Origin of the sequence: Myxococcus sp. CA033 (assembly GCF_013336625.1) — a bacterium.
Taxonomy (GTDB): Bacteria; Myxococcota; Myxococcia; order Myxococcales; family Myxococcaceae; genus Myxococcus; species Myxococcus llanfairpwllgwyngyllgogerychwyrndrobwllllantysiliogogogochensis.
Map to the genome: position 1 here is coordinate 25,966 of NZ_JABUMU010000001.1, position 13,581 is coordinate 39,546.

Consider the following 13,581-nt stretch of genomic DNA (forward strand, 5'->3'; position numbering starts at 1 on the left):
GCCACGGCTGGCCCACGTCACGGGCCTTTCGGTGTTGTGCCCGTCCTCTTCAGCTTCGACACCGAGACGTACCCGATTCAACCCGGCCTCCTGGCGCCGCCGCTCGTCTGCGCCTCCATCGCCCTGAAAGCAGCTGGTAGCGAGCAGCTCCTTTCCGCCGCCCAAGCCCGCGCATGGTTTCGTGAGGCCCTCCGCGCGCCGGACGTCGAACTGACGGGCGCCAATCTCCCGTACGACCTGGGCGTCATGTGCGCGGATGACCCGCGACTTGTGGACGCCGTCTTTGCTGCCGCCGAGGCGGGCCGCTTCCATGACGTGGCCATCCGCGAGGCCCTCTTGGACATAGCCCGCGGACTCCATGGTGTGGACCCGGAGACGGGCCGCCCGCTGGGGGACGATGAGGGCGCCCGATATCCGCTGGCCCTTCTGGTGCGGCGCCACCTCGGCCTCGACATCAGCGCGGACAAACACGCCCCCGACGCGTGGCGCCTGCGCTACGGAGAGCTGGACGGCGTGCCGCTGGAGCAGTGGCCCGAGGGCGCCGTGAAGTACCCGCTCCGCGACGCGCGCTTCACGCTGGACGTCCACCTGTCCCAAGAGCGCGCCGCGTCCGGCATCCCCAACGGCGGCAACCTCCACGCCGAAGGGGACCAGGTCCGCGCCGCCCTCGCCCTCCACTTCGCCTCCGTGTGGGGACTGCGCACCAATGCCGGACGCGTCGAGGAGCTGCGCCGCCGCGTCGAGCAGGAGTGGAAGGCCAACCGCGCTCACTTCCAGGCCGCCGGCATCTTCCGCCCCAACGGCACCAAGGACTCCAAGCGCCTCGCCCAACTCGTCACCACCGCCTACAACGGCACGCCGCCCGTCACCCCGCCATCCTCCCGCTTCCCCGAGGGACAGGTGGCCACGGACCGGGACACCCTCCTCGACTCAGGCGACACGGTACTGGAGGAGTTGGGCAAGGCCGGCAAGGTGGACAAGTACCGCTCCACCTACCTGGGCAAGCTGGAGGCCGGCACCGCTACGCCCCTCAACCCGCGCTTCAACGTGCTGGTGTCCACGACGCGCGTCTCCAGCGACTACCAGCAGCTTCCTCAGCGCGGGGGCGTGCGCGAGTGCCACGAGGCCCGTCCTGGCTTCGTCTTCTGCTCCGTGGACTACGGCGGCCTGGAGCTGCGCACCATGGCCCAGCGTGCCATCTGGGACGTGGGCTACTCGCGAATGGCCGAGGCGCTGCTGGCCAAGGAGGACGTCCACACCTCGGCGGCGGCTACCTTCCTGGGCGAGAGCTACGAGGCCCTCCTGCCGCGCGTGAAGGCCAAGGAGGCAACGGCCACGGCATTCCGCTCCCTCGCCAAGATTTTCAACTTCGGCAAGGGAGGGGGCCTCGGGGCCGGCGGCATGGCGTACCACGCGCGCGCCAAGGACGGCGTCCGGTTCTGCCTGCTGGCGAAGGTGGCGGACACATGCGGCGTGGAGCGCGTCCCGGTGCGCGTCCAAGGCAAGGTGAAGATGGTCTGCGCCGCGTGCGTCGAGGTGTCGCGCCGCTACGGCGAAAGGTGGCTCGATGCGTGGCCCGAGCAGCGCGTCCTCTTCGGCCGCGCCAGCGCTCTCACGCGCAACGACCAGCTCGTGGACGTCATGATTCCGGGCGCCAACATCCTCCGGGGAAGCTGCGGCTATACCCAGTGGCTCAATACGCCCTTCCAGGGACTCGGTGCCGTGGGCGCGAAGCTGGCGACCTGGCGCGTGTCCCGGGAGATGTACGCGGACCGTCGCTCTCCTCTCTGGGGCTCACGCCTCGTCCTCATGGTGCATGACGAGCTGGTGGCCGAGCTGCGCGCGGACTGCCCCAACCGGCTCCATGATGCCGCCGAGCGTATGGCGGAACTCATGCGACAGGCCATGCGCGAGGTGACGCCCGACCTCGCGGGTGCCATCGAAGCCGAACCCGCCCTCTCGCGCGTGCTCTCGAAGGACGCGGCCACGGTTAGGGACAGCACGGGGCGTCTACTGGTGTGGGAGCCGGACGCGAAGAAGGCCGCGTGAACCAGTCGCGGAAAGTGTCCCCATTCAAGAAGGAGTGAGCACAACACCTCCTTCCGAAAGTCCGCCCGAGCACCGCGCCGCGAAGCTCGTTTCCATCGACCCCGGCCTCCGTCATTGCGGTGTCGCCGTGTTCGATGCGCCGCTTCACGAGCGCGCCACCCTCCTGGCCGCCGGCTTGCCTAAGAACCCCGAGCACCAGGGCGGAGAGCTGTCGCTGGCATCGTGGGCGTCCATGGCCTTCGCGGTCCGTGAGTGGCTCCGTTCCCGCGTGGGCGACGAGCCTTTCCAGCTCATCCTCGAGGTGCCCCGCGTCTACGCCGCCGCGCACCAGAAGGGCGACCAGAACGACCTCATCCAGCTAGCGGGCGTCGTCGGCATGCTCGGTGGCTTCCTGCCGAACGTCGCCAGCCGTCGCAGCGTCTACCCGCGCGACTGGAAGGGCACCGTCGACGCGGACGCGTTCATCGAGCGCATCAAACAGCGACTCGACGCCGCCGAGCACCTGTGCGTCGAGCTGCCCAGCGCCGCCACCCTCCATCACAACGTCTGGGACGCCATCGGCATCGGGCTTCACACCCTCGGTCGCCTCGCTCCCCGCCGCGTCTACCCGAGGTAGCCATGTCCGAGCCCATCTCCAACAGCTCGGAGGACACACCTACGTTTCTCACCGTGGACGAGGCCGCCGCTTTGCTGCGCGTAAACCGGAAGACGCTCTACGAGGCCATCCGGCTCGGTCAGGTGCCGGGAGTCGTACGCATCGGAAAAGCACTCCGTATTCGGCGGGATGCCCTGGTAACGTGGCCCTCGGGTAAGGGCCGTGATTCTGCGCTTGGGAGTAGACGATGAGCGTCAGATTGCGGAAGTGGACGACGAAGGAAGGGAAGTCAGAGGAGGCGTGGCAAGTGGACTTCGTGTATCAGCACGCGGACGGACAGAAACAGCGAGTCGTGAAGTTCTCGCCCGTTCAGACCCGTCGGGGTGCTGAGGCATACGAACGCGACCTGCGCAACGCCCTACTCAACGGGATTTTCGGAAAGGAGAAGCCAGGGGAGGATAGCCCGCTCACGTTCGAGCAATTCACGCCACGCTTCCTCACCTACAGTGAGAACAACAACAAACACTCAAGCGTCGACAGCAAGCGACAAATTCTTAGAGACCATATCCTCCCATTCTTCGGGAAGATGGCTCTTGAGCGCATTGGTTCAGCGGAGACTGAGGACTTCAAGGCGCTCATGCGCAAGAAGAAGTCGGCGGCTCACAAGCTGAAGGAGTCCTCGTCAAAGCGAGCTATCCAGAAGCGGCTGAACAGAGCGCCCAAGCCCCTGAGCTTGAAGACCATCAACAATGTTCTGGCCGTGCTTCAAACGCTGCTGGCACTCGCGGAAGAGCAAGGAGCAATCCGGCAGGCGACGCGCGTGAAGCTCTTCAGGAAGCTACCGAAGCCTCCTTTCGACTTCCTGTCGTTTGAGGAAGCCGAACATCTTCTCGCCGTTGCTGAGCCGGAATGGCGCGCCGTGCTGTTCGTCGCGATCAAGGCAGGGCTTCGGCAGGGAGAGCTTATTGGGCTCCAGTGGAACGACTTGGACTTGCCGCGCAGCATGCTCCACGTCCGCCGAAGCATCTGGCGAGGGGTGGAAGGCTTGCCGAAGGGCGGTCGCGAGCGGTCGGTCGAGCTGCCTGCGTCCGTGGTGGATGCACTCAAGGCCCACCGACACCTTCGGGGTCGATTCGTTTTCTGCCAAGAGGACGGACAACCGCTCACCAAAGGCAAGATGTCGGCACCGCTTCTTCGTGCACTTCGGGCAGCAGGCATCACCCGGGCAGTGGGCCAAATCGGTTGGCACGACCTGCGCCACACTTACGGCAGCCACCTCGCAATGAGAGGTGTCCCGCTGAAAGTGATTCAGGAGTTGATGGGGCACGCGACCATCGAAATGACGATGCGCTACGCCCACCTGAGCCCCGATGCCAGGAGAGACGCGGTCAACGTCCTGGACCGGCCCATTGCACTGGCGTGCGACATACGTGCGACACAGGCGGTTGCCCTTGATAACCACCTGTAAAGACTGAGCAAAGAAGTGCACGAGCCGGGAATCGAACCCGGACGGCCCTTTCGGGCCAGCGGATTTTAAGTCCGCTGCGTCTGCCAGTTCCGCCACTCGTGCGCCAGGAGTTCCGGCACCTTACCTCGCCCCACCCCGCTTTGCATCCCGGTGCAGGCGCCCTGAACCCCTTGCTACCCAAATTCCCCAGCAAGGTGAAGCAGATCATTCCCAGTGCAGCCACTCCTCCCTGCAACCCGGGAGGAGCACCACGGAAGCAGGGTCAGTTCCCTCCCACCGTCGCCCTGCCATTCAGGTACGTCTGAATCACCGGAATCCGGCTGATCTGCGTGGGGTCTCCGCCTCGGGCCTTGTCGTAGTCCAGTGGATTGGCCCCCAGCACGACGAAGTCCGCCACCTTGCCCGGCTCGATGCTGCCCACCCACTGGTCGATCTCATGCTGCCGGGCCGGCTCCACGGTCACCGCGCGCAGCGCCTCTTCGACCGTCACCGCATGCTCGGGCCCGAGCACGAAGGTCTCCGTGAAGTCAGGATAGGCCCACGTGCGCCGAGTGACAGCCTGCTCCACGAACCAGAGCGGGCGAGCCGGCGTCACCATCGAGTCACTGTGGATCGAGAACGGGATTCCATACCGGCGATCAAACGCCATCGGGTCGAGGTTGCGCGCCCCCTCCTCGCCCAGCATGCCCTTGAACGCAGCACCCCAATACGCCACATGTCCGATGAGGTGCGTCACGCGGACGTCCAGGCTCGGCACCGGCTTCCCATCGGCAGCCACGTAGGCTCCCTTGCGCATATCGCCGATGTTCTTGGAGAGCTGCTCCTGCCCCACCGTGTTGTGGATGAGCAGCACCCGATGCGGGCTCACCTGCTGCTGCTGGAGCTGCGCGAACGCATCGAGGGCCCACTGATTGGCCAGGTTGCCATTCGCATGCAGCTGGAACCGCCAGGACTTCGTCGCCCAGAGCGGGCTCAAGACGTCGACGATGGCCTGCACGTTCGCGAAGTCGGCCTCCCCCTCCTTCGCGTCCGAGCAGTGGCCCCCATCCGCCAGGTACACATAGGGAGGCCCCAGCAGCGCCGTGCAGCCCTGCGTCGAGCCATCCACCCAGAGCTTGATGCCCCCAGCGCCCAGCCACTTCGGCAGCTTGCACTGTGAGTCCCTGCTCGGGTCGCAAGAAGGCCCCGTCGCCTGGATGTTCCCCTGCGTCGCCGCATCGTGAGTCACCAGGGCCGTGACACGCAGCGGGAAGTCCTTCTGCTCCGCGAGGAACTTCACGGCCTGGACCTGTGACGCGCTCGCCAGTCCTCCATCCGCGATGGTCGTCAGCCCGGCCCGGCGCAGGTCCTGAATCCCTCGCGCGATGTCCTTCTCGTACTCCTCGACGAGCTGGCGCGGATTCGAGTGCGCCAGCCCCAGCCCCTTCTCCATCGCCGCCATGAAGGGCGCGAAGGCCGCGGACTCCTGGAGCAACCCCGTGTAGTTCCCATTGTCGTCCTCCACCCACCGTCCACCGTTGGCCGTGACGGACTCAGGGGGCTTGCACTTCCGTGCCCCCTTGCAGACGACCTCGAAGGCCTTCTCGTTCACGTACGCCAGGTGCCCCGACTGGTCCAGGATGAGGACCGGACGGTCCTTGCTCACACACGCATCGAGGTAGAGCTTCGGCTGATTCATGAAGGGCACTTCGCCGCTCACGCAGCACTTGCCCCGAACGAACTGCTGCCGCGACGGGTCCAGGTTCATGCCCAGGACGAACTCCTTGCCCGCGTTCGCGCCGGCGGACTTCACCTGCATCGACTGGAGCGCGCTCAGCAGATCCGCATGTGTGGAGCAGTCCTTCGGCGTGTCCAGCCTGTACGGCGGAGGCAGGCAGGGCGCCAGGTTGTGGGTCCCCAGGAGGTTCTGGGCCAGCGTCGGCAACAGGTGCATGTGCGGATCGATGAACCCCGGCATCAGCACCTGCTCCGGCTGCAGGCGGACCCACTCCACCCCGGAGCCGAGCCCGTCCGTCACCGCCTCTTCCGTCCCCACCTTCAAGATGCGTCCGAGCCCATCCACGGAGACCGCCTCGGCGACCGTCCCCTGCGCATCCAGGGTGACAATCTTCCCGACGAAGACGGTAATGCCAGCACCGCCAGTGCCGCCGCCTCCCTTCGTCGCGCAGGAAGCCAGGAGGGCGAGCGCCATGGCGGACACCACGGCACGTGCAAGGACATGAGAGTCAACGAGCAACTCTCGACGCAGGTATCGATTCATGCGGCTCCTTTCGAGGGAACACGGCCTATACCAATGGCTCACATCGAGACCTATCGAAATCCATCCCATCCACACGAAACCCCAGCGCAATCACTGCCTCCCGAAAGCTGACGCGTCAGCCAGATGTTTTGACGTGTCAAAGCCAGCGCCTGACACGTCAAGGCACGTCGACCCGGCAGGTCGGACAGGGGCGGGCGGCGCCGCGGCCATCCACCGCTCCCCGGCCCGCACTCCCGATGGACCCCGCATCCCACCTGTGAGCGCTCGGACACTCCTGCCCTCCCCGCACACGCCACGTCCTCCTCACAACTCACGCGCGCCGCCTCGCTCTCAGATTCAGCGAGAATTCCGGAATTCACTGTCCTGAAGGAAGCGCACGTCCCAGACCCGGGGACGAACGACTTTCACCGGTCACCCGTCCATTCTCGGCGGCGTTCAAAGACAGGCTTCATCGCAGCTCCACCCCCGGAGAACGCTGCTCATGAGCACGTCGTCCAGTACGCTACGAGCAGACCTCTTTCTCCTGCACGCGCCCAGCGTGTATGACTTTCGTGAGCGCGACGACCTGCTGTTCGCCTATCTCAGCGACTCGGACAGCGTCAACGTCACGTCCATCTACGAGATGTACCCCATCGGGTTCTTCTCCATGCAGGAGCACCTGCGCAAGCACGACCTGTCGGTGAAGATCGTCAACGTCGCGGCGCTCATGCTCAAGCACCCCGAGCTCGACGTGGACCAGTTGCTCGGGCGGCTCGAGGCCCCGGTCTTCGGGTTGGACCTGCACTGGATGGCGCAGTGCCACGGCACCATCGAGCTGGCCAAGCGCATCAAGCTCGTCCACCCCGACGCGGTCATCATCTGCGGTGGCATCTCCGCGACGTTCTACGCGGAGCAGCTCATCCAGTATCCGGAGATCGACATCGTCGTGCAGGGCTACGACACGCTGGAACCCGTCCGACGCCTGGTGGAGACCATCAAGTCCGGCGAGCGGCGCCTCGTGGACATCCCCAACCTCCTCTACAAGCGCCGCACCCAGCAGGTGGAACGCACCGGCTTCAGCCACAAGCCCGCGACGAACTACAACGACGCCACGGTCGACTGGTCCTACTACCGCGACGCCGTGGACGACGTCGCGACCACCAAGCTCATCATGACGCTGCCCAACACCGGCTGCGCCTATGACTGTCCCTGGTGCGGCGGCTCGCGGTCCGCCTATCGCAACATCATGGGCGTCAAGAAGACGCTCATCTCCAAGGACCACTCGCGCATCGTCGACGAGCTGAAGTCCATGGGCCCCGCAGCGGCGACCACGGGCATCTACGCGCTCCAGTGCTACTCGGAGACGCGTCCGCGATTCCACGAGTACCTCGACGCCGTGAAGCAGAGCGGCTACCGCCAGCTCTTCGTCGAGCAGTTCCACCTCACCCCGGACGAGACGCTGAAGAAGATGGGGGAGTCGAGCCAGTCGTACATCATGCTGTCCCCCGAGTCGCATGACCCGGTCATCAGCAAGCTCGCCGGGCGCGGCACGTACACCATGGAGCAGATGGAGGCGTGGATTCCTCGCGCCCTCGACGCGGGCATCGCCGGCGTCATGATCTGGTTCTTCATCGGCATGCCCCAGCAGACGCCGCAGTCCATCTTCGACACGGTGGACTACAGCATCCGGCTGATGGAGAAGTTCCAGGGCCAGCGCGTCCTGCCGCTTTTGTGCCCCATGGTCCCCTTCCTCGACCCGGGCTCGCGCTTCTTCGTCGAGCCCGAGCAGCACGGCTACCGAATCTTCCACCGCACCCTGGAAGAGCACCGTCAGGCCATGGTGGAGCCGCTCTGGCACCGGCGCCTCAACTACGAGACGCGCTGGCTGTCCCGCAAGCAGCTCCAGGACACGACGTACAGCGCCGTCGCCGCGCTCGTTCGCGCCAAGGGCCAGGCGGGAGTCCTCCCTCGCGCCATCAGCCAGAGCATCCTCACCGCCATCTCCGACACCCAGGAGCTGCTCGCGGACATGGAGCGCGCCATCACCCTGGATGGCGCCCTGCCCTCGTCCCTGCGCGACGTCATCCGCTCCTACAACCGCCGCGTCCTCTCCTACTCCAGCGATCAAATCATCCCCATCCAGCGCCCCTTCGGAGGCCGCTGGTTCGACGACTTCACCGTCCCCCCGGAGCTGCTCGCCCAGGTCATGTCACCGCGTCCACGGGCTCCCGTGCCCGCGCTCACGGGAAGCGGAGGCTGAGCCGTCATGGACTTCGCGTGGACACCCGACGAGCGTCGGATGAAGGCCGCGGCGGTCGCCTTCGGCCGCGAGCGCCTCGACTTCGACGTCGTCACCCTCGACGCCGAGGGCACCTTCAACCGCGAAGGGTGGCACCGGCTCGCCAGCTTCGGCGCCGCGGGCTTTCCCATTCCGCGCCGGTATGGCGGCGCGGAGCACCCGGTGCCCATCACCGCCCAGGCGCTGGAGGGGCTCGGGTACGGCTGCGCCGACAACGGGCTGCTCTTCGCGCTGGGCGCCCACCTGTGGGCCTGTGCGCTCCCCATCCTGCTCTTCGGCACGGAGGCGCAGAAGGAGCGCTACCTGCCGGCGCTCGCGCGCGGAGAGATGCTGGGGGGCCACGCCATGACGGAGCCCGAGGCCGGCTCCGACGTCGCCGCCCTGCAGACCACCGCCACGCGCAAGGGCGAAGGCTACGTCCTCCAGGGGCGCAAGGTCTTCGTCACCAACGGCCCCGTGGCGGACCTCCTGCTCGTCTTCGCCACCGTGGACGCCTCACGGGGACGCGACGGCCTGACGGCCTTCCTCGTGGAGAAGGGCCAGCCCGGGCTCCACGTGGAGCGCACCGTCCCGAAGATGGGCCTGCGCACGGCGAGCATGGGCGAGCTGCGGCTCGACGACTGCGAGGTCCCCGCGAGCAACCGCCTGGGTGAAGAGGGCGGCGGGCTTGCCCTCTTCTCGCAGATGATGGAGTACGAGCGCGGCCTCATCCTCGCGCCCGCGCTGGGGGCGATGGAGCGCACGCTGGAGCGTTGCATCCGCCGCGCCCGTGAGCGCCAGCAGTTCGGCAGGCCCATCGGTGGCTTCCAGGCCATCTCCAGCAAGCTGGTGGAGATGAAGCTGCGGCTGGAGACGGCGCGGGGCCTCTTGTACCGCTTCGCCTGGCTCAAGCAGCAGGGCCGCTCGGCCATGTTCGAGGCCTCCCTCGTCAAGCTCCACGTCAGCGAGTCCTGGGTCCAGACGAGCATGGAGGCGGTGCAGCTCCACGGCGGGCTGGGCTACCTCACCGAGACGGAGTTGGAGCGGGAAGTGCGTGACGCATTGGGGAGCCGGATTTTCTCCGGCACCTCGGAGCTCCAGCGAGAGCTCGTGGCCCGCTCCATGGGCCTGTGACGGAGAACCACAGCCATGTTGTTCCAGTATCTTGAAGACAGCGCCAGGGCCCACTCCGCCCGGATCGCCGTCATCGACGGAGAGCGGACCTACTCCTACGAAGAGCTCGAGGCGGCGTCGAATCAGATGGCCCGCACGCTCAGGAACCAGGGCATCGGCCGGGGCGACCGCGTGGGCCTGCACCTCGACAAGTCCCTCGAAGCCATCATCGGTCTCTTCGGCATCCTGAAGGCCGGTGCCGCCTACGTCCCCATCGACCCCGCCTCGCCCGAGTGGCGGCTGAATTTCATCGCCCGGGACTGCGCGCTCTCGGGCGTCATTACCATCCCCACCTGGCATGCCTCCCTGCGCGCCGTGGAGAGTCTGCGCTGCATCATCCTGGTGGAGGCCCGCCCGACGAACACGCTCCGCCTCCCCCAGGAACCGGGCGCCCCGGTGACGCTCACCTGGGCCGACGTGCGAGCCCAGTCCAGCGCCCCGGTGGAGCCGCTCGCCGAGTCCTCCCCCGAGGACCTCGCGTACATCCTCTACACCTCCGGCTCCACGGGGCAGCCCAAGGGGGTCATGCTCAGCCACCGCGCCGGGCACGCCTTCGTCGACTGGGCCTTCAACGTCGCGGGAGTGCGCCCCGGGGACCGCGTCTCCAGCCACGCACCCCTCCACTTCGACCTGTCGGTCTTCGACGTCTTCGCGACCGCGAAGGGCGCCGCGACACTCGTGCTCGTCCCCACCTCGCTCTCCGTCTTCCCTCGCGAGCTGGCGGACTTCATCGCGTACAAGCACATCGCCATCTGGTACTCGGTGCCCTCGGTGCTCACGCAGTTGGTGGCCCGGGGCGAGCTGTCGCGGCACGGCTTTCCGAACCTGCGCACCGTGCTCTTCGCCGGTGAGGTCTTCCCGCTCAAGTATCTGCGCCAGCTCGTCCTCACCCTGCCCAGGCCGCGCTACCTCAACCTCTACGGCCCCACCGAGACGAACGTCTGCACATTCCACCTCGTCACCCCCGCGGACCTCGCGCGCTCCGAGCCCCTGCCCATTGGCCAGGTCTGCTGTGGGGACGAGGTCTTCGTCATCCGCGATGACGGCATCCTCGCGGGAGATGGAGAAGAAGGAGAGCTGTGCGTCGCGGGCCCCACGCTGATGAGCGGGTACTGGGGCATGGAGGAGCGCACACGTCAGGTGCTCGGGCCCATTCCGGGCCACGCCTTCGCCTATCGGACCGGAGACCGCGTCATCCGGGAGAGCGGCGGCGCGCTGTGCTTCCTGGGCCGCAGGGATGACATGGTCAAGGTCCGGGGTCACCGCATCGAACTGAGCGCCGTGGAAGAGGTGCTCCTGCGCCATCCGGATGTCGAGGAGAGCGCGGCGCTGACACTCCCGGACGATCTCACGGGCAATGAGCTGCGCGCGTTCGTCGTGCTGCGCGACAACGCGAGCACCAGCCCGCAGGACCTGCGACAGCACTGCGCCAACTACCTTCCCCGCTACATGGTCCCCACGCGCATCGACGCGTGTGACGCCCTGCCGAAGACGACGACAGGAAAGAAAGACAAGGTCCGGCTCCAGGAGCAGGCACGACAGCTCGTGTGAGCCCTCTCTCGAAGACAGTGTTTGCCTCATCGGGTCACCGACCCGAGGGGATTCGTATTCCCTGAAGCCGGAGTGAGCGTCCGTGAACGAGACAGTGGCGAGCTACACCGAAGAGCAGGTCGCGCAAATCATCCGCGCCCACATCGACCAGGAGTTCCTCTTCCGGACCAAGGACTCCGGACTGGCTGATGACGACAGCCTCATCGCGCGCGGAGTCATCGACTCGATGGGCATCTTCCGCCTCGTCAACTTCCTGGAGCAGCGGTTCGAGATTTCCGTCAGTCCGCCCGACATCGTGATGGAGAACTTCCGCAGCCTCCAGGCCATCCGGGCGTTCACCGTCACGCGGCTTCGCGGCCGTGACGGGCAGGAGACCGACTGATGCATCCGGACATCTGGAGGGCCTTCCAGCAGCTGCATGCGCTGCGCTCGGAAGCTCCACCGCTGGTTCTGCGCGAGCACATCGAGGACCCGCCCGCGTCCTTTCAGCAGGAGCGCCTGTGGTACCTGGACCAGGCGAACCCGGGCGGCTCGGCGTACCACCTGCCCGTGGCCTTCCGTCTCTCCGGTCCGCTGGACTGGCGAGCGCTGCGTCTGGCCCTGGAGGCGCTCGAACACCGGCACGAGTCCCTGCGAACCTCGTTCGACTCCAGCCGTGGCAAGGTCGTCCAGCGCGTCCGCGCGCCCGGCGCCTTCGTGCTCCCCACCGTCAGCCTGCGCGACGAGGCACAACGGCCCGAGCAACAAGAGGCCCGGCTGAGAGAGGCGCTGAGTCGGGAGGCCTGGCGCCCGTTCGACCTCCACCGGGAGGCCCTGTTCCGCGCGACGCTGTTCGTCCTGGGCGCGCGGGAGCATGTCCTCCTGCTCAACTTCCACCACATCATCTACGACGGCTGGTCCCAGGACGTGCTCTTCCGGGACCTCTCGGAGCTGTACACGGCCTTCCACGAAGGGGGCCCCGCGCCCCTGCCGGAGCTGGACGTGCGTTGCACGGACCATGCGCTCTGGCAGCGCAAGTGGCTCCAGGGCAGCGCTCGCGAAGCGCTTCAGGCGTACTGGCGGGAGCACCTGAACGAACGGCTGCACGGCCCCCGCCTCGCCTCGCGGACGCGGGCTGGCAACGTGACCGCACCGGGCCTGCGCGAGCTGGGACGACTGCCCATCACGCTCTCCCCGGAGCTCTCCAACGCCATCCTCCAGTTCACCCGGGAAGCGGGCGCCACCATCTACATGGTGCTGCTCGCCGCGTTCCACGTCCTGCTGCATCGGCACTCCGGTGGGCAGGAGCGGCACTTCGTGTGCAGCCCCATCGCCAATCGGCCACAGGCGGAGACCGAGCGCCTCATCGGCTACTTCGTCAACCTGCTGGTGTTGCCGGCGGACCTGCGCGGGGACCCGAGCTTCCAGCAACTGCTGGAGCAGGTGCGCGGTGTCGTGGCGGGCGCGCTGGCGCACCAGGACCTCCCCGTGCAGCTCCTCGACGGAGTCGACCTGGGCGGAGAGCCATTGTCCCAGGCCCTCTTCGCCTTCGAGAACACCCCTCGCTACCCGCTCCAGCTCACGAAGCTCGACGTCGCTCCCGTCGAGTTCGAGGGCGGCACATGTGACTTCGACCTGTTCCTCGCGCTTCACGAGGAGAAAGGCGTCATCTCGGGCACGCTCAAGTTCTCTCGCCAGCGCTTCGAGACCGACGAGGCGGCGAGGCTGCTCCGCGACTTCGAGACCATCCTGAGCCGGGCCGTGTCCGCGCCGGGGCAGGCGCTCTCGGCCTTCCTTCCCGACCTCGTCGTGCCCCGCGCCGACGCGCCGCCGGAGCCCATCACCCCGGAGCCCTCACGGGCCCCGCTTCCGCCACCGTCCACGGACGTGCTCGCGGCGCTGGGGGCGGCCAGGCCGGAGCAGCGCCGGGCCCTGATGAGGGATTACCTGCGGGGCACGGTCATCCGCGTCGCGCTCCGGGGACAGACGCCGGACGTCGCGTTCCAATCCCTCCAGGAGCTCGCGCTCGACTCGCTCCGGCTCATCGAGCTGACGGGACGAATCCGCACCGAGCTGTCCATCGACATGCCCGTCTCCCACTTCTTCGAGGCGACGAGCGTGGACGTGCTGGCGGATGAGCTGCTCACGCGGTGGCTGCGCGCGCAGTTGACGGAGCCCCGAGCCCCCGCGGTCGGTGGGCGACGAGAGCTTCTCACGCTGTAGCCACACCACGCGCACAGGGGGATTCC

The 13,581-nt window shown here is 67.1% G+C and carries 10 protein-coding genes and 1 tRNA gene; 9 read left to right on the forward strand and 2 right to left on the reverse strand.

Annotation, left to right across the window (positions count from 1 at the left end; all coding sequences use genetic code 11):
* The first annotated feature begins 36 nt into the window (after nucleotides 1-36).
* The 4 genes from HUA78_RS00130 to HUA78_RS00145 are packed head-to-tail and all read left to right on the forward strand — an operon-like array spanning nucleotide 37 to nucleotide 4,112.
* Entirely contained in the window at nucleotides 37-2,049 is a 2,013-nt protein-coding gene (locus HUA78_RS00130; protein ID WP_174475415.1) for a DNA polymerase, read from the forward strand.
* A 34-nt stretch (nucleotides 2,050-2,083) separates the two neighbouring features.
* On the forward strand, nucleotides 2,084-2,665 hold the full coding sequence (locus HUA78_RS00135) for a hypothetical protein (protein ID WP_174475416.1): 582 nt from the start codon (nucleotides 2,084-2,086) through the stop codon (nucleotides 2,663-2,665).
* A gap of 2 nt (nucleotides 2,666-2,667) precedes the next feature.
* The gene (locus tag HUA78_RS00140) at nucleotides 2,668-2,895 is read left to right on the forward strand and encodes a helix-turn-helix domain-containing protein (RefSeq protein WP_174463043.1); all 228 of its coding nucleotides are present in this window, start codon (nucleotides 2,668-2,670) and stop codon (nucleotides 2,893-2,895) included.
* A complete protein-coding gene (locus HUA78_RS00145) occupies nucleotides 2,892-4,112 on the forward strand; it encodes a site-specific integrase (protein ID WP_174475417.1) in 1,221 nt (406 codons plus the stop codon). Before HUA78_RS00140 ends, HUA78_RS00145 begins: the two co-directional genes overlap by 4 nt.
* Before the next feature lie 16 nt (nucleotides 4,113-4,128).
* Here HUA78_RS00145 and HUA78_RS00150 read toward each other — a convergent pair.
* Both HUA78_RS00150 and HUA78_RS00155 read right to left on the reverse strand, forming a co-directional pair.
* A tRNA-Leu gene (locus tag HUA78_RS00150) sits at nucleotides 4,129-4,214 on the reverse strand.
* Between the two features lie 160 nt (nucleotides 4,215-4,374).
* Nucleotides 4,375-6,303, reverse strand: coding sequence for an amidohydrolase (locus tag HUA78_RS00155; protein ID WP_254623510.1), 1,929 nt, complete (start codon nucleotides 6,301-6,303; stop codon nucleotides 4,375-4,377).
* 550 nt (nucleotides 6,304-6,853) lie between these two features.
* On the opposite strand from HUA78_RS00155, the gene HUA78_RS00160 reads away from it, so the two are divergent.
* The 5 genes from HUA78_RS00160 (at nucleotide 6,854) to HUA78_RS00180 (ending at nucleotide 13,555) form a co-directional block, all read left to right on the forward strand.
* Complete coding sequence (locus HUA78_RS00160) at nucleotides 6,854-8,611, forward strand: B12-binding domain-containing radical SAM protein (RefSeq protein WP_141642384.1); 1,758 nt, start codon at nucleotides 6,854-6,856, stop codon at nucleotides 8,609-8,611.
* A 6-nt stretch (nucleotides 8,612-8,617) separates the two neighbouring features.
* Nucleotides 8,618-9,763 carry an acyl-CoA dehydrogenase family protein gene (locus tag HUA78_RS00165; protein ID WP_174453633.1) on the forward strand — a complete coding sequence of 382 codons (1,146 nt, stop codon included), beginning with the start codon at nucleotides 8,618-8,620 and terminating at the stop codon, nucleotides 9,761-9,763.
* A gap of 15 nt (nucleotides 9,764-9,778) precedes the next feature.
* On the forward strand, nucleotides 9,779-11,353 hold the full coding sequence (locus HUA78_RS00170) for an amino acid adenylation domain-containing protein (RefSeq protein ID WP_174453632.1): 1,575 nt from the start codon (nucleotides 9,779-9,781) through the stop codon (nucleotides 11,351-11,353).
* 82 nt (nucleotides 11,354-11,435) lie between these two features.
* A complete protein-coding gene (locus tag HUA78_RS46100) occupies nucleotides 11,436-11,735 on the forward strand; it encodes an acyl carrier protein (RefSeq protein ID WP_141642387.1) in 300 nt (99 codons plus the stop codon).
* The gene (locus HUA78_RS00180; protein ID WP_174475419.1) at nucleotides 11,735-13,555 is read left to right on the forward strand and encodes a condensation domain-containing protein; all 1,821 of its coding nucleotides are present in this window, start codon (nucleotides 11,735-11,737) and stop codon (nucleotides 13,553-13,555) included. The genes HUA78_RS46100 and HUA78_RS00180 overlap by 1 nt, the downstream gene beginning before the upstream one ends.
* Nucleotides 13,556-13,581: the final 26 nt, after the last annotated feature.